Raw genomic sequence first — 19,699 nt, 5'->3', positions numbered from 1 at the left:
GCAGCACCCTATTGCACCACGGGCTTCGTGCCGACAAGCTATGCTGCATTTTCCGCAGTAAATGATCTTTCAAGGACACAGGCCCTTACACATGCGCATTCTTGTCACCGGCGGAGCCGGCTTTATCGGCTCGGCCCTGGTCCGCCACCTGATCCAGCACACGGAACATGAAGTCCTGAACCTGGACAAGCTGACCTATGCGGGCAACCTGGAATCGCTGCATAACATCGCCAGCAACAGCCGCTATGAATTCGTCAAGGCCGACATCGTCGACCAGGCCACCGTCAGTGCCGTGCTGGCCCGCTTCCAGCCCCACGCCATCATGCACCTGGCAGCCGAGTCCCACGTGGACCGCTCCATCGACGGACCGTCGGACTTCATCCAGACCAACATCGTCGGCACCTACAGCCTGCTGGAAGCGACCCGCGCCTATTGGCACCGGTTGCCCGATGCGGAAAAAGCCGCGTTCCGTTTCCACCACATCTCCACCGACGAGGTCTACGGCGACCTGCATGGCGTCGACGACCTGTTCACCGAAACCACGCCCTATGCCCCCAGTTCGCCCTATTCCGCGAGCAAGGCCGCGTCCGACCACCTGGTCCGCGCCTGGCAGCGCACCTACGGCATGCCGGTCCTGATCACCAACTGCTCCAACAACTATGGCCCGTTCCACTTCCCCGAGAAGCTGATCCCGTTGGTGATCCTCAATGCACTGGCGGGCAAGCCACTACCGGTCTATGGCAACGGCCTGCAAGTGCGCGACTGGCTGTACGTCGAGGATCATGCCCGGGCCCTGTTCAAGGTGGTTACCGAGGGCGTGGTGGGCGAGACCTACAACATCGGCGGCCATAACGAACAGAAGAACATCGACGTGGTGCGCGGCATCTGCAGCCTGCTGGAAGAGCTGGCCCCACACAAACCCGAGGGCGTGGCCCACTACGCCGACCTGATCACCTTCGTCCAGGACCGTCCCGGTCACGATCTGCGCTATGCCATCGACGCCGGCAAGATCGAACGCGAACTGGGCTGGGTGCCCGAGGAGACCTTTACCAGCGGGCTGCGCAAGACCGTCCAGTGGTACCTGGAAAACCTCGAATGGTGCCGTCGGGTACAAGACGGCAGCTACCAGGGCGAACGCCTGGGCTCCACCGACATCAAGGATCTGATTGCATGATCAAGGGCATCGTATTGGCAGGCGGGTCCGGCACCCGCCTGCATCCCATAACCCTCGGCGTTTCCAAGCAACTGCTGCCGATCTATGACAAGCCGATGATCTACTACCCGATCTCGGTGCTGATGCTGGCTGGCATCCAGGACATCCTGATCATCTCCACCCCCCAGGACCTGCCTCAGTACCGCAACCTGCTGGGCGACGGCAGCCAGTTCGGCGTGCGCTTCAGCTACGCCGAGCAGCCTTCGCCAGACGGCCTGGCTCAGGCCTTCCTGATCGGCGAGCAGTTCATCGGCGATGACCCGGTGTGCCTGATCCTGGGCGACAACATCTTCCACGGCCAGTATTTCGGCGAGCAATTGCGCGCGGCCGCCAAGCGCTCCAGCGGCGCCACGGTGTTCGGTTACTGGGTCAAGGACCCCGAGCGATTCGGAGTCATCGACTTCGACAAAGAAGGGCGGGCCCTGTCCATCGAGGAAAAGCCCAAGAAACCCAAGTCCAGCTATGCCGTCACCGGCCTGTACTTCTATGACAACGACGTGGTGCAGATCGCCAAGCAGGTCAAGCCTTCGCCACGGGGCGAGCTGGAGATCACCGACGTCAACAACGCCTATCTCAAGCGCGGCGACCTGCATGTGGAGCGCTTCGGCCGTGGGTTCGCCTGGCTCGATACAGGTACCCACGACAGCCTGCTGGAAGCCTCGCAATACGTGCAGACCATCGAGCACCGCCAGGGCCTGAAGGTCGCCTGCCTGGAAGAGATCGCCTACGAAAACCGCTGGATCAGCCGCGAGCATCTGCTCGAGCGCGCGGCCTATTTCGGCAAGACCGGCTACGGCCAGTACCTGTTCACCCTGGCTGGAGAAAACCAATGAAGGTCATTGCCACCGAACTGCCCGGCGTGCTGATCATCGAGCCCAAGGTGTTCGGCGACGAACGTGGTTTCTTCTACGAAAGCTTCAATGCCAAGGTCTTCGCCGAAGCGACGGGGGTCGATGTGCAGTTCGTCCAGGACAACCACTCGCGCTCGCAGAAGGGCGTGCTGCGCGGCCTGCATTACCAGTTGCAGAACACCCAGGGCAAACTGGTGCGCGTGACCCAGGGCGAAGTGCTCGACGTCGCCGTCGATATCCGTCGCAGCTCACCACACTTCGGCCAGTGGGTGGCAGTACGCCTATCGGCGGCCAATCATCGCCAGATGTGGGTACCCGAGGGCTTCGCCCATGGTTTCGTGGTGCTAAGCGATTGCGCCGAGTTCCTCTACAAGACCACCGACTATTACACGCCATCGGCAGAGCGCAGCATCCGCTGGGATGATCCGACGCTGGCCATCGACTGGGAGCTCAGCGAGCCCCCGCAACTCTCCGCCAAGGACCAGGCAGGAAGCCTGTTGACTGAGGCCGACCTGTTCCCATGAACACTTCACTGAAGATCCTCATCAGCGGCCAGCACGGCCAGGTTTCCCGCGAACTGCAGAAGCGCCTGGGCGACCTGGGCGAACTGCTGGTCCTGGGTCGCGACCAGCTGGACCTGAGCCATCCGGAGCAGATCCGCCAGCAGGTGCGTACGCTGCGCCCCGACCTGATCATCAACGCCGCCGCCCACACCGCGGTCGACCAGGCCGAAAGCGAGGCGGAACTGGCCTACGCGATCAACGCCACCGCGCCCGGGATCTTCGCCCAGGAGGCCTTCGAGCTGGGCATCCCGTTGATCCACTATTCCACCGACTATGTGTTCGACGGCAGCAAGGACAGCCCCTACGTCGAGGAAGACGAGCCCCATCCGCTGAGCGTCTATGGCCAGAGCAAGCTGGCCGGCGAACGGGCCATCAACCTGGTGCAGGGCCAGCACCTGATCCTGCGTACCAGCTGGGTCTATTCCAGCCATGGCAAGAACTTCCTGCTGACCATGCAGCGCCTGTTGCAGGAGCGCCCGGAACTGCGCGTGGTAGCCGACCAGGTCGGCGCCCCGACCTGGGCCGGCACCATCGCCAATAGCACCCGGGCCCTGATCGAACGCTGGCAGGCAGGAAACCCCGGAGCCTGGGGCACCTACCACCTGACCGCCCATGGCGAGACGTCCTGGTTCGGCTTTGCCCAGGCCATCGGCGAGCAGTTGTTGGCCATGGACAAGCCTTGCGCGGTACTAGAGGCCATTCCCTCCAGCGCCTACCCGACCCCGGCACCACGACCGCTGAACTCGCGCCTGGACTGCAGCCGCCTGGAGCGGGAGTGGGGCGTGATCCAGCCGGACTGGCACACCGCATTGCGCGAGTGTCTTGCCGAGCAGGGCTAGGCATAATGCGCCTGTAACCACAGGCGCCGTTCCCATGACCCCACCCCTTCCCCGTCGTCCCCGCTGGCGCAGCCTGGCCCTGCTGGCGCTGTGCCTGGCTCCACTGCTGTGGCCGCTGCAGCACCTGGCGGAACGCTACTACCGCAATGAGCTGGCTGGGCAGAATCGCCAGACCCTGGACCTGTACGTGGCCAACCTGCTGGGCACCCTGCATCGCTACGAGGTGCTGCCGCAGATCCTCGGCGACCTGCCCGCACTACGGGCGGTACTGGGCGCCCCGGACGATGGCGTGACCCAAGGCAACGCCAACCGCCTGCTGAGGAACATCAGCGCCCAGACCGGTGCCGAGGTCATGTACCTGATGGACACCAGCGGCAATACCCTGGCGGCCTCCAACTGGGACAAGCACGACAGCTTCGTCGGGCGCAACTTCGCCTTCCGCCCCTATTTCAGCGAAGCCATGGCCGGGCGCCTGGGGCGCTTCTTCGGCCTGGGCACTACCTCGGCCAAACGTGGCTATTTCTTCGCCGCCGCGGTGCGCGACGGCGAGCGCATGCTCGGCGTGCTGGTGGTCAAGGTGGACCTGGACCACACCGAGAGACTTTGGGGCAAGACCCCGGAGCAGTTGCTGGTGACCGACCACAATGGCGTGGTGATCCTGACCTCGCGCCAGGAATGGCGCTTTCGCGCGACCCGGACCCTGAGCGAGCAGGAACACCAGGCGATCATCGCCATCCAGCCCTACCCGACCCGCGACCCACGCCCACTGAACCTCAATCCCGATGCCTGGCTGACCCAGACCCAACAGATCGAGGAGACCGGCTGGAGCGTCAGCATCCTCGCCCCGCGCACGCTCATCGACCGTCCAGTACGAACCGTGGTGGCGGTGGGCGCCGCCGCGCTGCTGGTGCTGATGCTGCTGCTCGGGCTGATGATGCAGCGGCGTCGGCACTACCTGGAACGGATCGCTTTCGAAGGCAAGGCGCGGCGCGAGCTGGAGATGCGCGTGGCCGAACGCACCAGCGACCTGGAAAACCTCAACCGACGCCTGAAACAGGAAGTGCTGGAGCGTGAGAACGCCCAGCAGGATCTGGTGCGCGCCCAGGACGATCTGGTCCAGGCCGGCAAGCTCTCGGCACTGGGCACCATGTCCGCCAGTATCAGCCACGAACTCAACCAGCCCCTGGCGGCGATCCGCAGCTACGCGGAGAACGCCGAGGTGCTGCTGGACCATCAACGCACCGACGACGCCCGGGGCAACCTCAAGCTGATCAGCGAACTGACCGGGCGCATGGCCTCGATCATCACCCACCTGCGGGCCTTTGCCCGGCGCGATCACCACGCACCGGAGAGCGTCGCCCTGCAGCCGGCCCTGGACGATGCCCTGGCCCTGCTGGCCAAGCGGCGCCGGGCCATGGATGTGGAGCTGATCCGCGACCTGCCGGCCGCTACCCTGTGGGTCCAAGCCGGGGAAACCCGCCTGCGCCAGGTGCTGGGCAACCTGCTGGCCAACGCCCTGGATGCCCTCACCGAAAAAGGCCCGCCGCGCAAACTGTGGCTGAGTGCCGAATCCACCGCCACGGCCGTCAACCTGTACATTCGCGATAACGGCCCGGGCTTCTGCATGGAAGCCCTGGGCCGTGCTGGCGAACCGTTCTACACCACCAAGACGCGCACCCAGGGCCTGGGGCTCGGACTGGCGATCTGCGACACCCTGATGCGGGCCTTCGGCGGCGAGCTGTCGTTCGCCAACCACCGCGAAGGCGGTGCGCTGATCACCCTGCGCCTGCGTGCCGGGGCTCCGGGCGTCAGCCCGCAGCCGTCCGAGGATCGCGGAGTATGAGACACGGCGCAGCCCGCAAGCCGATAATCCATGGACCGGCCTGGCATGGCCGGCCACGACACGATCTGGAAAGCCACCGATGACCCGTCCCGACAGCCTCGACCCCCAGTTGCAAGTGGTGTTGATCGACGACGACCCGCACCTGCGCCAGGCCTTGAGCCAGACCCTGGACCTGGCCGGGCTCAAGGTCTTGTCCCTGGGCGAGGCCCAGGGCCTGGCCGAGCGCCTGGAACGGGATTGGCCGGGGGTGGTGGTCAGTGACATCCGCATGCCCGGCATTGACGGCATGGAACTGCTGAGCCAGTTGCATGCCCAGGACCCGGAACTGCCAGTGCTGCTGATCACCGGCCATGGCGACGTGCCCCTGGCGGTACAGGCGATGCGCGCCGGGGCCTACGACTTCCTGGAAAAACCCTTCGCCAGCGATGCCCTGCTGGACAGCGTGCGCCGCGCCCTGGCCTGGCGCCGCCTGGTGCTGGACAACCGCAGCCTGCGCCTGGCCCTGAGCGATCGCCAGGAACTGAGCGCCAGGCTGGTGGGACAGTCGGCTTCCATCCTGCGCCTGCGCCAGCAGATCGGCGCCCTGGCGGCGACCCGCGCCGATGTGCTGATCCTCGGCGAAACCGGGGCCGGCAAGGAGGTGGTGGCCCGGGCCCTGCACGATCTGTCAGGAAGACGTAACGGACCGTTCGTCGCGATCAACGCCGGGGCCCTGGCGGAGTCGGTGGTGGAGAGCGAGCTGTTCGGCCACGAACCTGGAGCTTTCACCGGCGCGCAGAAGCGGCGCATCGGCAAGTTCGAGTTCGCCAATGGCGGCACGCTGTTCCTCGATGAAATCGAAAGCATGAGCCTGGATGTCCAGGTCAAGCTGCTGCGCCTGCTCCAGGAGCGAGTGGTGGAGCGCCTGGGCGGCAACCAACTGATCCCGCTGGATATCCGCATCATCGCCGCGACCAAGGAAGACCTGCGCCAGGCGGCGGACCAGGGGCGTTTTCGCGCCGACCTCTACTACCGCCTGAACGTGGCGCCACTGCGGATTCCGCCACTGCGCGAGCGCGGCGAGGATGTGCTGATGCTGTTCCAGCACTTTGCCGATGAAGCCAGCAGCCGCCACGGCCTGCCGGCCCAGGAGTTGCAACCCGGACATCGGGCCCTGCTGTTGCGCCACGCCTGGCCGGGCAACGTGCGCGAATTGCAGAACGTCGCCGAGCGCTTCGCCCTGGGCCTGGAATTGGCCCTGGACAACGGCGATCCGGGACAGGCCGCGGCCGCGACCGCACCGCTGATCAGCGGCGGCCTGAGCGAACAGGTCGAGCATTTCGAGAAATCGCTGATCGCCGCCGAAATGTCCCAGCCCCACAGCTCGCTGCGCAGTCTCGCCGAGGCCTTGGGCATCCCGCGCAAGACCCTGCACGACAAGCTGCGCAAGCACGGCCTGAACTTCGCAGACAGCGGCGCCGGACAACCCGGCGACGAATCGGAATGAACCACTCCCAGCCAACTCCCGACCCCGAGGCCCATGCATGAACCGCGACAGTCGATACCTGGAATCCATCCTCCACCATGACATTCCCCTGACTCGGGAAATGGGCCTGAAGGTGCTCGACTGGCAGGCGCAGCAACTACGCCTGCAATTGCCCCTGGAAGCCAACGTGAACCACAAGAGCACCATGTTCGGTGGCAGCCTCTATTGCGGCGCGGTACTGGCTGGCTGGGGCTGGCTGCACCTGCGGCTGCGGGAGGAGGGAATCGAGGATGGGCACATCGTCATCCAGGAGGGGCAGATCAGCTACCCACTGCCGGTCACCGGTGACGCCCAGGCGATATGCGCGGCCCCCGAGGACAAGGTCTGGAAGAAATTCCTGTCGATGTACCAGCGCTACGGTCGGGCACGCCTGACCCTGCACACCAAGGTGGTGAATGCCGGCAGCGAAGAAGACGCGGTGCTGTTCGCCGGCCAGTACGTGCTGCACCGCTGAAATCAGCCTGCCCCGGGACTTTACCCGGGGCTCGGCTGTGGCATCAGCGCTGCCCGTCCTGGGTGCCACAGAGTTCCAGCAGCCTGGCCCGCCAAGGGGCCTTGGCGGGCAATGCCACGAAGAAATCGTTGAGCAGCGATTCCCGAGGCGGATAACAGAACGGCGCGCCGGCAAGATCCAGCACCTCGCCCCCGGCGCCTTCGAGCACGCCCTGGGCCGCCGCCGTGTCCCATTGCGACGTGGGCGCCAGCCGTGGATAACAATCCGCCGTCCCTTCGGCCAGCAGGCAGAACTTCAACGAGCTGCCGATGTTGGCCAGTTGCAGCTCACCCAGGGTAGCGCTCAAGCCACCGAGCAGGCGTTCTTGCGCCGGGCTCGAATGGCGCCGGCTGGCCACCACGGTGAAGGCCTGGCCCACCGGCTGCTCACGTACGGCGATCGCCTGCAGCGCCTGGCCACGCTCGGCACGCCAGGCACCCAGGCCGGCGCCACCCAGGTAGCAACGGCCATTGGTGGGCATCGCCACCACGCCGAACACCACGCGCCCCTGCTCGATCAGGGCGATGTTGACGGTGAACTCTTCGCTACCGGCAATGAACTCCTTGGTGCCGTCCAGCGGGTCCACCAGCCACCAGCGCTGCCAGCTGGCCCGGGTCGCCTGGGGAATGTCGGCGTCTTCCTCGGACAGCACCGGGATGTCCGGGGCCAAGGCCTTGAGACCGGCGACGATCAGGTGGTGCGCGGCCAGGTCGGCCGCCGTCACCGGGGAATCGTCGGCCTTGTGCTCGACCGCCACATCGGCGCGCCAGAACGGCAGGATGGCGTCGCCGGCACGCAGCGCCAACTCCATTACCGGAGCCAGGAAAGGATGGGGAAGCGTCATCGGTATCTCACTCATGCTTGAAAGACCCCGCGCTGGCTCAGCAGGTCGCGGGCCAGGTACAACGCGGCCAGGGCCCGGCCTTCGCTGAACTGGGGATTCTGCGCCAGGCCGGACAACTCTCGCAGGTTGACCTTGTCGACCCGCATCGGCTCGGGCTCATCGCCCTCCAGGCGCTCTTCGTACAGGTCGGTGGCCAGCACCACCTGGATCTTCTGGCTCATGTAGCCCGGGGACAACGACAGCTCGGTCAGGTGCTCCAGCTGCCGCGCCCCGAAGCCGGCTTCCTCCTTGAGCTCACGCTCGGCCGCCGCCAGCACGTCCTCGCCAGGCTCGATCAGGCCCTTGGGCAGGGACAGCTCGTAGGCATCGGTGCCGCCACAGTATTCCTCCACCAGCACCGCGTGCTCGGCATCGAGCATCGCCACGACCATCACCGCACCATAACCCGCGCCCCGCCCCACCAACCGCTCGTAGGTACGTTCGGCACCATTGGCGAACCGCAGTTGCAACTGTTCGACACAGAACAGGCGACTGGAAGCGACGATCTCTCGGGCAAGTACGGTGGGTTTCTGACGCATGGCGGGCTCCTTGGCGATAGCGGGTTACTATACAGCCTGTTTGAAAGTGACTGGGTTGCAGATTGCGGCGGCGCGCAGGCGCTGCGAGACCTATTGTTTACTGCATGTGATCGCCCCTGCCGGGGGCGTTTTTTTACGCCGGGTACATGGCCTTGGCCCCTCCCGCTTCGTCGGCCCTGCCGGTCGACCGTTTTCCATTGGAGAAGTAGTCAATGGCCCTGATGCCCTGGCGCGATATCGATACCGTCCTGCTGGACATGGACGGTACCTTGCTGGATCTGCACTACGACAACCATTTCTGGCTGGAGCACCTGCCCCAGCGCTATGCCGAGCTGCACGGGGTGAGCCGGGCCATGGCGGAGCTGGAACTGCGCCCGCTGTTCGAGCGTAACGCCGGTCGGTTGCAGTGGTATTGCCTGGACTTCTGGAGCACCGAACTGAAGCTGCCGGTACGCGAGCTGAAGCTGGAGACCGCCCACCTGATCGCCCTGCGTCCGGACGCCGACACCTTCCTCGCAGCACTGGGACGCGCCGGCAAGCGGGTGATCCTGATCACCAACGCCCACCGCGACTCCCTGTCGTTGAAGCTGGAGCGGATCGAGCTGGCGCCCTACTTCGAACGCCTGATCAGCTCCCACGACTACGGTTTTCCCAAGGAGGACCCGCAATTCTGGGAAGCCCTGCAGGCCGATATCCGCTTCGATCCGACCCGCAGCCTGTTCATCGACGACACCTTGCCGATCCTGCGCACCGCCCGGGACTTCGGGGTCGCGCAATTGCTCGCGGTCAGCCAGCCGGACAGCCGCAAGGGACCGAAGGACACGGCGGAATTCGCCGCGGTAGGGGATTATCGGGAGTTGCTCGACGGGTTGGCCGAGTAACAGGCCCGCATCCATGCGAGCCTGTTGGCAACCCGGGCTATCGGCTCACTCGGGAATGCGCAGGACCTGGCCCGGATAGATCTTGTCCGGATGGGACAACAAGGGCTTGTTGGCCTCGAAGATCTTGTTGTACTTGTTGGCATCGCCGTATTGCGCCTTGGCGATGGCGCTCAGGGTATCGCCCTTCTTCACGGTGACGAAGACCGCCGTAACCGCGACCGGGCCGCTGACGGTGATCTGGTCCTCGACACTGCCGACACCGGCGATGTTGCCCAGGGCCAGGAGGATCTTTTCCTTCTCTTCCTGGCTCGCCACTTCGCCCTTGACGATGACCTTGTCGCCTTCCACCGTCGCCTGGACGTTGGGGTTGCCCAGGCCGACCTTGGCGATGTGCTCCTTGAGCTGCTCACTGGCGTTGGCGTTACCGGGGGTCAGCAGGTCGATCAGTTTCTCGCCCGCTTCCTTCACAAAGCTGAAAATGCTCATGTCGCACACTCCTTGGTTGATAGATCCAGATGCGAAAGACTAGACCAGCCCGGCCGATCGAGGTTCCCGGCCGACCACTGACCAAGGCCGCGCCGGCACGGTAGAATCCCGGCCTTTTGTCGCACCGGAGCGAAGATGGACATCAAGCAGCTGAAATTCCTCATCGCCCTGGACGAAACCCGCCACTTCGGCCAGGCCGCCGCGCGCTGCCATATCACCCAGCCGACCCTGTCGATGCGCCTGCGCAACCTCGAGGAAGAGCTCGAGCTGCCGCTGGTCAACCGTGGCCAGCGTTTCGAAGGTTTCACCGCACCCGGCGAGCGCGTCCTGGCCTGGGCCCGCACCGTGCTCACCGCCTATGACGGGCTGCTGGCCGAAGCCGCTGCCTGCCGCGGCAACCTGGTGGGCACCCTGCGCCTGGGAGTGGTCCCGTTGTCGAGCTTCGACCCGCAGCCACTGATGCAGCGCCTGCACGCCGAACACCCGCACTTGCGCTTCGAACTCTCGTCCCTGAGCTCGGAACAGATTCTCGAGCAGTTGGCGAGCAATCGCCTGGACCTCGGGGTGTCCTACCTGGAACGCCTGGACGGCGAGCACTTCGACTCCCTGACCCTGGCCCAGACGCATATGGGGCTGCTGTACGACCAACGGCATTTCAGCTTCGGCGAGCAACCGCTGAGCTGGGAGGCGCTGACCGAATTGCCCCTGGGCCTGCTGACCAGCGGCATGCATTTTCGCCAGTCCATCGATCACAACTTCCATATCCGCGGACTGCACCCTCGCCCCGTCCTGCAGACCGATGCCGTCCATCAGCTGGTGCAGATGGTCCACGGCGGCCTGTGCTGTGCGGTGATGCCCCTGGACAGCGGCCTGGAAGCCATGACCGAACACCTGCGCCTGCAGCCGATAGAAGATGCCCAGACCCTGGCCCGCCTGGGCTTGATCATGCGCCGCAGCGCGCCACGCTCGGCCCTGGCCGAGGCCTGCTTCGCCCTCTACCGCAAACTCCTCGACGGTCTTTGATCGACGCCATCTATCAAAGGATCAGTACTAGCAATTAGACGCAACACAATGCCGCGCTTAGGCTTGGCCACCAGTACGCCGCTGATCCCCCGATGAACGCCAAACGCCCGCCCTGCGCAGCGCCAGCTCCTGCGAGGCCCGCCCCCATGCTCGCTTCTCGAGCTTGCGCCACACCCGGCAAGGGCCGCGTCATCACCGTCACTACCTTGTCCACCTGCCGCATCGCAGCGCACTGCGGCCCGACAGCCCCGCGATGGAGAGTCGCCCGTGAGTACACATAACCAAGCCGACCAGAAACCCGTGGCCCGCTACAAGCCCTACAAGGGACCGGCCGGCGGTTGGGGCGCCCTGATCAGCGTGGCCCAGGCCTGGCTGACCAGCGACAACGCCCTGAAGAACATCCGCATGATGCTCAAGACCAACCAGAACGGCGGCTTCGACTGCCCGGGCTGCGCCTGGGGCGACTCGCCGGAAAGCGGCATGGTCAAGTTCTGCGAAAACGGCGCCAAGGCAGTGAACTGGGAAGCCACCAAACGCCGGGTGGACGGCGCCTTCTTCGCCAAGCACAGCGTCAGCTCCCTGTTGGAACAGAGCGACTACTGGCTCGAGTACCAGGGCCGGTTGACCGAGCCGATGAGCTACGACGCCGAGACCGACCGCTATCGTCCCATCAGTTGGGAAGACGCCTTCAGCCTGATCGCCCGGCACCTGCTGAACCTGCCGAGCCCGGACATGGCCGAGTTCTACACCTCGGGCCGGGCCAGCAACGAGGCGGCCTATCTCTACCAGCTGTTCGTGCGGGCCTACGGCACCAACAACTTCCCCGACTGTTCGAACATGTGCCACGAAGCCAGTGGCGTGGCCCTGGCGCAGAGCGTCGGGGTGGGCAAGGGCACGGTGACCTTCGACGACTTCGAGCACTCGGACGCGATCTTCGTCTGGGGCCAGAACCCCGGCACCAACCATCCGCGGATGCTCGAGCCCCTGCGCGAGGCGGTGAAGCGCGGCGCCCAGGTAGTGTGCGTGAACCCGCTGAAAGAGCGCGGCCTGGAACGCTTCCAGCACCCGCAGAACCCCCTGGAGATGCTCACCAACGGCAACCGTCCGACCAACACCGCGTACTTCCGCCCGGCCCTGGGTGGCGACATGGCGTTGCTGCGCGGCATGGCCAAGTTCCTCCTGCAATGGGAACGCGATGCGCAAAAGGCCGGGACCGCGGCCGTGTTCGACCACGACTTCCTCAACACCCACACCGCCCAGGTGCTGGAATACCTGGGCACCATCGATGACACCCCGTGGGAGCAGATCGTCGAGCAGTCGGGCCTGACCCTGGTGGAGATCGAGCAGGCGGCGCGCATGTACGCCAAGGGCAAGAACGTCATCATGTGCTGGGCCATGGGCATTACCCAGCATCGCCATTCGGTGGCGACCATCCAGGAAATCGCCAACCTGATGCTGCTGCGCGGCAACGTCGGCAGGCCAGGCGCCGGCCTGTGCCCGGTCCGCGGCCACAGTAACGTCCAGGGCGACCGCACCATGGGCATCAACGAGCGGCCGCCGGTGGCCTTCCTCGATTCCCTGGAGCGGCGTTTCCAGTTCAAGGTGCCCAGGGACAATGGCCATAACGTGGTCGAGGCGATCCACGCCATGCTCGAAGGCCGCTCCAAGGTATTCATCGGCCTTGGGGGCAACTTCGCCCAGGCCACTCCGGACAGCGAGCGGACGTTCCAGGCCCTGCGCAACTGCGACCTCACCGTGCAGATCAGCACCAAGCTCAATCGCAGCCACCTGGCCCACGGCAAGGATGCGCTGATCCTGCCGTGCCTGGGCCGCACCGACATCGACCTGCAGGCCGGCGGCCCGCAAGCGGTGACCGTGGAAGACTCCTTCAGCATGGTCCACGCCTCCAACGGCCAGTTGCAGCCGCTGTCGGTGCACATGCGTTCCGAACCCTGGATCCTCGCCGGCATCGCTTCGGCCACCCTGGGCAACCGCCCGGTGGACTGGAGCTGGCTGGCAGCCGACTACGGGCGCATCCGCGACCTGATCGCCGACACCATCCCGGGCTTCAAGGAATTCAACGAGCGGCTCAAGCACCCAGGCGGCTTCTACCTGGGCAACGCCGCCGGCGCCCGCCAGTGGAACACCTCCTCGGGGCGCGCCAACTTCCGCGCCAACCTGCTGCCCAGGGACCTGATCGACGAACGCACCCGGGCCAGTGGCCAGTTGCCGGACCTGATCCTGCAATCGATGCGGTCCCACGACCAGTACAACACCACCATCTACGGCCTCGATGACCGCTACCGTGGGGTCAAGGGTCAGCGCGACGTGCTGTTCGCCAACGAAGCGGACATCATCCGCCTGGGTTTCAAGCCGGGGCAGAAAGCCGACATCGTGTCGTTGTGGAACGATGGCCGCGAACGGCGGGTCAAGGGTTTCACCCTGCTGGCCTTCGATATCCCGGCCGGCCAGGCCGCGGCCTACTACCCGGAGGTGAATCCGCTGGTGCCGCTGGAAAGCACCGGCGACGGCAGCCACACCCCGACCTCCAAGTTCATCGCCATCCGCCTGGAAGCTGCCAGTGACAACGGCCTGATCATGGCCCGCTCGGCCTGATCCACTGCGCTTGCAACAGCGTTGCCCCAGGCACGAAAAAGGCCGCCCCTGCATGCAGGGAGCGGCCTTCGTCAAGTAACCGTAGACCTGCGAAAATCACTTAAGTTCCCCATTAAAAACAATAAGTTACGCGATTGTGTACAACTCGTGCTATTCGTCGGATTTCGTTTGTAAGCCTCGCGGTACAGCCTCAGGATCGCGCCGTCATCCCTTTGAGGCTCATGTATGAAGTTCTCCTCGATTCTCTTGTTGTCCCTTGGCCTGGTCAGCGGCGTCGCCTCTGCCGGTGGCACCACTGAAGCAGGTGTGGGCGGCGCATTGGGCGGGGTTCTAGGCTCGGTGGTCGGCCAGCAGCTGGGCGGCAATACCGGTTCGGCCATTGGCGCGGCCATCGGCGGTGCGGGCGGCAGCGCGGTCGGCGCCGACAAACGCAGCCGTGGCCAGGCAGCCATCGGTGGCGCCTTGGGTGCGGCTGGCGGCAACGTCGTGGGCCGCAGCATGGGCGGCAACACCGGCAGCCTGATCGGTGCGGCGGCCGGCGGTGGTGCCGGCGGCGCACTGGGTAACTACATGGGTAACGAAAGCGCCCGGGAAGATCGCGAATACCGCCGCGATCGCGACCGCCGCTACTACCGCGACGGCCACCGTGGCCGTGGCCATGCCTATGGCCACCGCAAGCATCGTCATCACGACTGATCGACCCGGTACCTCGTAGCCGCTACCGCTCACTGGGCGCGAGGCCAAGGGCCTCGCCAGACCAGGGGCTGCAGTGCTGACCCCGAGGAAGGCCAGGCCTCTGCTGCGGCGCCGATCCCAGCCTGCGGCAGCGGCTACGGGTCCCGCAGTGCAATCAGGTTTCGAGACTCAGGCCACCAGCAGCTGTTCCAGGGCTGCGCGCAGGACCGCTGGAATCGGCACCGGAAGGTTCGACGCCCGATCCACGAACACATGGACGAAACGCCCCGCCGCGCACGGCTCCCCCTCCCCCAGCTTGAATACCGCCAGCTCGTATTGCACCGAGCTGTTGCCCAGCTTGCCGACCCGCAGGCCGACCTCGATACGTTCGGGATAGGCGACGGACGCGAAGTAGTCGCAAGCCGAGCTGACCACGAACCCCACCACCTCACCATCGTGGATATCCAGGCCACCCTGCTCGATCAGGTAGGTATTCACCGCCGTGTCGAAGAAGCTGTAGTAGGTGACGTTGTTCACGTGGCCGTAGACATCATTGTCGTGCCAGCGGGTGGTGATCGGCTGGAAATGGCGGTAGTCGCTGCGTTGTGGCACAGGCTCGGACATCAGGACGGTCTCCCATGGGTTGAGCGATTGGTCGCCGGGCATTTCACCCCAGGCGACTAAGCCTGGGCAAACCCTTTTCCTGCACCAGCCAGATCCTCGATCAACTGCGCCGGCCGCCAATGGGCACCATGCTCGGCTTCCAGGCGCAGCAACTGGCGCCGGATCGGCTCCAGGCCCTGGTTATCGGCCCAGCTCATCGGTCCGCCCCACTCCTTGGGAAAGCCATAACCGTTGAGATAGACCAGGTCGATGTCATGGGCCGAGCCGGCAATGCCTTCCTGGAGGATCTTCGCCCCCTCGTTGACCAGTGCCAGCAGGCAGCGCTCGAGGATCTCCTCGGGGCCGATGTCCCGCCGCTGGTAACCCAGGCCCTCACTGACCTGCAGCACCAGCGCATCCACTTGCGGGTCGTGTTCGGCCTGGCGGCTACCGGGCTCGTAGTGGTAATAACCATCGCCGCTTTTCTGACCGAAACGGCCCAGTTCGCACAGGCGATTGTCGACCTGGACCTGCGGCGCGTCCTGCCCGGCACCGGCCAGTTGCCGGGCACGCCAACCCAGGTCGATGCCCACCACGTCGTACATGCGAAACGGCCCCATGGCAAAACCGAATCCCTGCAAGGCGCCGTCCACCTGATAGGGAAAGGCCCCTTCCAGGAGCATCTTGCGGGCCTCGAGGACATAGGTGTTGAGCATGCGGTTGCCGATGAACCCGAAACAGTTGCCAGCCACCACGCTGACCTTGCCCATGCGCTGGCCCAGGGCCAGGGCCGCATCCAGCACCGTCGGTGCCGTCCTGGCCGCGCGTACCACCTCCAGCAGCTTCATGATGTGCGCCGGGCTGAAGAAGTGCATTCCCAACACCTGGGGCGCCCGTTGGGTGACAGCGGCAATGGCGTCGATATCCAGCGCCGAAGTGTTGCTGGCCAGGATCGCCGATGGCTTGAGGGCGGCGTCCAGCTGGCGAAAGATCTGCTGCTTGAGCTCGAGGTTCTCGTACACCGCCTCGATCACCAGGTCCACCTCGGCCAGCTGTGGATAACCTTCGGCAATGCCGATCCGTGCCAGCCGCGCGTCGGCTTCGGCCTGCTCGATACGACCCTGGCGCACATTGTGGGCATAGGTCTGGGCCACCGCCGCCAGCGCCTGCTGGAGCATCTGCGGATCCTTGTCCAGCCACAGTACCGGCAGACCGGCATTGGCCAGGCACATGGCGATGCCACGGCCCATGGTGCCGGCGCCAATCACCGCGGCGCGCTGAATATCGAATGCTGTCTGGCTCATGGCGGCTCTCCTTCCTGTAGGTGATCCTGGCTCAGGCACCACCATAGTCAGGCGAGCATCATTTTTGAAATTTATTCCTGTGATGCCCAACATTCAGCAGATGGATCGCCATAAGGAACAAGGCAGTTGGCTTCAGGCCGGCAAATGGCTCTCGCACCATTGCCGTACCTCGGCGTAGGGGTAGTCCTCCAACGCGGCGAACCCCGGGATACCACGGACCTTGAGCTTGGTGAACAACGGCACGCTGATGCCACAGAGAAAACGCGTCAGGCGCTCCGCCCCGGGAAGAACCCCGGTGTGCTGCTGGTGCCTGTGGATAAAGTCGCCACACAAGCCGGCGAAGTTCTTATCCACAAGCGCAGGCAGCTCGGGTGGCTCGGGCAAGCGCGCCACCTGGCCCCGGCACACCGAACAATGCCCACACTGCCGAGGAGCCTGCTGGTCACCGAAATACTCCGCCAACCGATGCCCCAGGCACTGCTCGCTGGCGAACAGGTCGAGCATGGCGTGGATCCGCGCGATCTCGCCAGCCTCATGGCGGGTGAAGTAGGCGTGCAGCTCGGCACTTAGCGCCGGCGCATCGAAGTCGCCCTGCAGCAGGCTGTAGACTTCGGTCATCTGCTTGCTTTCCAACTCCACCCAGCCTTTTTCCTGGAAGTAGTCCAGGGCCTTGACCACCCGTTGGCGCGGTGCCTGGCAGTGGTCGTAGAGTGCGTCGAAATCCACCGTGGCCCAGGTCCGGGCGCGGCTGGAGGTGTGCAGGATGGCCTCGACGAAGTCCCGCCGTTCACCTTCGAAACGCCCCAGCAGATCAGCCGGCTCCAGCAGCAACTTGAAGCGGTATTCGGCGAAATAGGCATAGCGCGGAGCGATCAGTCCGCGCAGTTCCAGTTGCACCAGCAGGGTCTTGAGCGGCAACTGGCGAATGTTGCTCTGGTCCGCCAAGGGGCCCAGCAACAGTTCCCACTGCCCGGTGGGCGCTGCGGCCAGCAACTCATCGAGCACGCAACGGATCCCGCTCAGCTCCGGGGTATCGCCATAAACGAAGTTCTCCAGCACGTTGAGACTGTCGCGGTTGGCCAGCACCAGGCAGTCCGAGGGTTGCCCATCGCGCCCGGCGCGGCCGATTTCCTGGCTGTAGTTCTCGATGGACTTGGGCAGGTCGAAATGCACGGCGTTGCGGATATCGCTCTTGTCGATGCCCATGCCGAAGGCGATGGTGGCGACGATGCACTGGCTGTGTCCCTGCATGAAGCGGCGCTGGATCGCCTCACGCTGCTCATGGGGCAAACCGGCGTGGTAGGCCTGGGCGGCAATGCCCTGCTGGCCCAGGTACTCGGCGACCTGCTCGGCGGTCTTCTGCAAGGTCACGTAGACGATGCTCGGCTGCCCATTCCGCTCGCCCAACCACTGCACCAGCCGCCGGCGCTTGTCGATCCCGGCGACCGGCTCCACCAGCAGGTTGAGGTTGGGTCGATAGAAACCGGTGGTCACCACATCGGTGGCGGCGATGGCGAAGCGCGCCTGCATGTCGGCGATCACCTGGGGAGTGGCCGTGGCGGTCAACAGCAGGGCCTGGGGGATATTGAACTGGCGCTGGTAGTCCGGCAGCTTCAGGTAGTCGGGCCGGAAGTTGTGCCCCCACTCGGAAATGCAGTGGGCCTCATCCACCACCAGCAAGGAGATGGGCACCTGCTGCAGGAAGTTGCGAAAGCGTTCGTTCTTCAGGCGTTCCACCGAGATCATCAGGATCTTCAGTTCCCCGGAGCGGGCGCGGGCCATTACCTGGTTGGCCTCATCGCGACCCTGGGCCGAATCGATGCTCGCCGCGGCGATGCCATGGCGCTGGAGAAAGGCCAGCTGGTCCTGCATCAAGGCCAGCAGCGGCGACACCACTAGGGTCAGGTGCGGCAGCAGCAGGGCCGGCAGCTGGTAGCACAGGGACTTGCCGGAACCGGTGGGAAAGATCGCCGCCGCCGAGCGCCCGGCCAGCACCGCGCTGATGGTGGCCTCCTGGCCCGGGCGAAAGCCTGGATAACCAAAGACCTGTTCGAGGGTGCTGTACATGGGAGTCACTCCTTTGACCGCTGACCGTCGTTGAAGACTAGCGCGGTGGGCCGGCGGATCGAGGAAAGGTCGTGGAGCAAAGCGCTACCGGATGATACCGGCACACCAGGGCGGTGGCCGGTTCATTGGCAAGTAGCGGCTAGCGCAGGCTGCGACAGTCCAGCCATTGCACGCCATTGTGCTGGTTGCCCTCGACCAGCAGCGGTACGGCCTGGGCCGCCTTGGGATGGACGTCGTGGAACAGCACGATGCCGCGCCGCCACAACAGCATCAGCGTCTGTACCCGCTGGGCGGCGGCCTGGGCACTGACCTTCTTGCTCCAGTCCTGGGAATCGATGTTCCACAGCATCAGTTGCAGGCCGTGGCCCTTGAGGAAAACACCAGCGTCGGCGCGACGTTGCCCATAGGGCGGGCGAAACAACGGCAGGTATTCCCCTTCCAGGGAATGGCCGACCAGGCTGGCGCTGTCGACCAGGGAATCCTGCCACCGGCTCCAGGAGGCATGGGACTTGTGTTCCCAGCCATGCAGGCCCACGCATTGACCGTTGTAGAGCTCGCGCAACTGCTCGGTCGAGGTCCGCTGCAAACGGGCCTGGAACGGCGCCCCCAGGACGAAGAACAACCCATGCAGGTCATGGGCCTGCAGCACCGCCGCCAGCTCGTCGCTATGACCACCGCGCGGGCTGGGACCATCGTCGAAGGTCAGCAGGAATTGTCGGTCAGCCAGTTCGTCGCCCAGTCTTTCCGCCGGATCCATTCGCTGGATCTCGCTGCTGACCGTGGGAAACAGGGCCGCCAGGCGCAGTTGCTCATGCAGGTACTGCTGGTGGAAGCGCGAACTGGCCTGGGCCCAGGCATCGTAGGTGTCCTTGCTCTCGCCGGTGAAGCCGGCCACCAGCTGGCGCAACTCGGCGAGATTGCGCACGGGCTGGCAGAACGGTGCGCTGTCACAGTCGTGGCTGGCCAGACGATAGTTGACCAGCAGCAACTCCCAGAAGCGCTGGCGCACCCGGTCGATGGACTTGAGGTCCAGCTGCCGTACCCCGAGACGTTGCTTCAGGGCTCCCTCATCCAGGCTCTCACTGGCCAGCAAAGCCTTGCCGAACATTAGGATTTCCGCCCGGGAGGCGGTGTCGAAGTCCACCGAACTGGTCAGGGGCGCCGGCCAGCCACTGCGGTCGATGGTGGCGAACACCAGAGGGCCTGCCGCCTGGACCGAGACGCTGCACAGGCACAACGCCAACAGCCAGGGGAAAACAGCATTGCGCATATCAATCTCCATGGATGCACGGGAC

General features: G+C 65.0%; 18 protein-coding genes. 11 read left to right on the top strand and 7 right to left on the bottom strand.

Going from position 1 to position 19,699, the window contains the following annotated elements; translation table 11 throughout:
• Nucleotides 1–91: 91 nt before the first annotated feature.
• The 7 genes from rfbB (at nt 92) to C4K40_RS01570 (ending at nt 7,288) form a co-directional block, all read left to right on the top strand.
• Nucleotides 92–1,174 carry a dTDP-glucose 4,6-dehydratase gene (gene rfbB / locus C4K40_RS01600; RefSeq protein WP_053132634.1) on the top strand — a complete coding sequence of 361 codons (1,083 nt, stop codon included), beginning with the start codon at nt 92–94 and terminating at the stop codon, nt 1,172–1,174.
• Entirely contained in the window at nt 1,171–2,046 is an 876-nt protein-coding gene (gene rfbA / locus C4K40_RS01595; RefSeq protein ID WP_053132642.1) for a glucose-1-phosphate thymidylyltransferase RfbA, read from the top strand. The genes rfbB and rfbA overlap by 4 nt, the downstream gene beginning before the upstream one ends.
• Nucleotides 2,043–2,588, top strand: coding sequence for a dTDP-4-dehydrorhamnose 3,5-epimerase (rfbC, locus tag C4K40_RS01590; RefSeq protein ID WP_053132644.1), 546 nt, complete (start codon nt 2,043–2,045; stop codon nt 2,586–2,588). The genes rfbA and rfbC overlap by 4 nt, the downstream gene beginning before the upstream one ends.
• Nucleotides 2,585–3,466 carry a dTDP-4-dehydrorhamnose reductase gene (gene rfbD, locus C4K40_RS01585; RefSeq protein ID WP_053132645.1) on the top strand — a complete coding sequence of 294 codons (882 nt, stop codon included), beginning with the start codon at nt 2,585–2,587 and terminating at the stop codon, nt 3,464–3,466. The genes rfbC and rfbD overlap by 4 nt, the downstream gene beginning before the upstream one ends.
• A 34-nt stretch (nt 3,467–3,500) precedes the next feature.
• Nucleotides 3,501–5,309 (top strand): ATP-binding protein, encoded by a 1,809-nt coding sequence (locus tag C4K40_RS01580; protein WP_053132648.1) that lies wholly within the window; start codon nt 3,501–3,503, stop codon nt 5,307–5,309.
• Between the two features lie 79 nt (nt 5,310–5,388).
• Complete coding sequence (locus C4K40_RS01575; RefSeq protein ID WP_053132649.1) at nt 5,389–6,795, top strand: sigma-54 dependent transcriptional regulator; 1,407 nt, start codon at nt 5,389–5,391, stop codon at nt 6,793–6,795.
• Between the two features lie 37 nt (nt 6,796–6,832).
• Complete coding sequence (locus tag C4K40_RS01570) at nt 6,833–7,288, top strand: YiiD C-terminal domain-containing protein (protein WP_022644228.1); 456 nt, start codon at nt 6,833–6,835, stop codon at nt 7,286–7,288.
• 43 nt (nt 7,289–7,331) lie between these two features.
• Here C4K40_RS01570 and cysQ read toward each other — a convergent pair whose 3' ends face one another.
• A complete protein-coding gene (gene cysQ / locus C4K40_RS01565; RefSeq protein ID WP_053132650.1) occupies nt 7,332–8,171 on the bottom strand; it encodes a 3'(2'),5'-bisphosphate nucleotidase CysQ in 840 nt (279 codons plus the stop codon).
• Between the two features lie 11 nt (nt 8,172–8,182).
• Complete coding sequence (gene nudE / locus C4K40_RS01560) at nt 8,183–8,749, bottom strand: ADP compounds hydrolase NudE (protein ID WP_053132652.1); 567 nt, start codon at nt 8,747–8,749, stop codon at nt 8,183–8,185.
• Nucleotides 8,750–8,961: 212 nt separating this feature from the next.
• On the opposite strand from nudE, the gene yrfG reads away from it, so the two are divergent.
• Nucleotides 8,962–9,630, top strand: coding sequence for a GMP/IMP nucleotidase (gene yrfG / locus C4K40_RS01555; RefSeq protein WP_053132655.1), 669 nt, complete (start codon nt 8,962–8,964; stop codon nt 9,628–9,630).
• 45 nt (nt 9,631–9,675) lie between these two features.
• Here yrfG and lysM read toward each other — a convergent pair whose 3' ends face one another.
• Complete coding sequence (gene lysM / locus C4K40_RS01550) at nt 9,676–10,116, bottom strand: peptidoglycan-binding protein LysM (RefSeq protein ID WP_022644224.1); 441 nt, start codon at nt 10,114–10,116, stop codon at nt 9,676–9,678.
• 135 nt (nt 10,117–10,251) lie between these two features.
• On the opposite strand from lysM, the gene C4K40_RS01545 reads away from it, so the two are divergent.
• From C4K40_RS01545 to C4K40_RS01535, 3 genes are all read left to right on the top strand, one after another.
• A complete protein-coding gene (locus tag C4K40_RS01545) occupies nt 10,252–11,139 on the top strand; it encodes a LysR family transcriptional regulator (protein WP_022644223.1) in 888 nt (295 codons plus the stop codon).
• 267 nt (nt 11,140–11,406) lie between these two features.
• A complete protein-coding gene (locus C4K40_RS01540; protein ID WP_053132658.1) occupies nt 11,407–13,755 on the top strand; it encodes an FdhF/YdeP family oxidoreductase in 2,349 nt (782 codons plus the stop codon).
• Nucleotides 13,756–13,980: 225 nt separating this feature from the next.
• Nucleotides 13,981–14,451, top strand: a complete 471-nt coding sequence (locus tag C4K40_RS01535) for a YMGG-like glycine zipper-containing protein (protein ID WP_022644221.1) — start codon at nt 13,981–13,983, stop codon at nt 14,449–14,451.
• Between the two features lie 168 nt (nt 14,452–14,619).
• Here C4K40_RS01535 and C4K40_RS01530 read toward each other — a convergent pair whose 3' ends face one another.
• The 4 genes from C4K40_RS01530 to C4K40_RS01515 all read right to left on the bottom strand — a co-directional run bounded on the left by C4K40_RS01530 (nt 14,620) and on the right by C4K40_RS01515 (nt 19,674).
• Complete coding sequence (locus C4K40_RS01530) at nt 14,620–15,054, bottom strand: thioesterase family protein (RefSeq protein ID WP_031321646.1); 435 nt, start codon at nt 15,052–15,054, stop codon at nt 14,620–14,622.
• 56 nt (nt 15,055–15,110) lie between these two features.
• Complete coding sequence (locus tag C4K40_RS01525) at nt 15,111–16,337, bottom strand: 3-hydroxyacyl-CoA dehydrogenase (protein ID WP_053132660.1); 1,227 nt, start codon at nt 16,335–16,337, stop codon at nt 15,111–15,113.
• Nucleotides 16,338–16,469: 132 nt separating this feature from the next.
• Complete coding sequence (locus C4K40_RS01520) at nt 16,470–18,404, bottom strand: ATP-dependent DNA helicase RecQ (RefSeq protein WP_053132662.1); 1,935 nt, start codon at nt 18,402–18,404, stop codon at nt 16,470–16,472.
• 139 nt (nt 18,405–18,543) lie between these two features.
• Nucleotides 18,544–19,674, bottom strand: a complete 1,131-nt coding sequence (locus tag C4K40_RS01515) for a polysaccharide deacetylase family protein (RefSeq protein ID WP_053132664.1) — start codon at nt 19,672–19,674, stop codon at nt 18,544–18,546.
• Nucleotides 19,675–19,699: the final 25 nt, after the last annotated feature.

Source organism: Pseudomonas sp. CMR5c, from assembly GCF_003850545.1.
In the GTDB taxonomy this organism is placed as follows: domain Bacteria; phylum Pseudomonadota; class Gammaproteobacteria; order Pseudomonadales; family Pseudomonadaceae; genus Aquipseudomonas; species Aquipseudomonas piscis.
The sequence above is the reverse complement of the archived record's forward strand: the minus strand, read 5'-3'. Positions and strand labels throughout refer to the sequence as shown.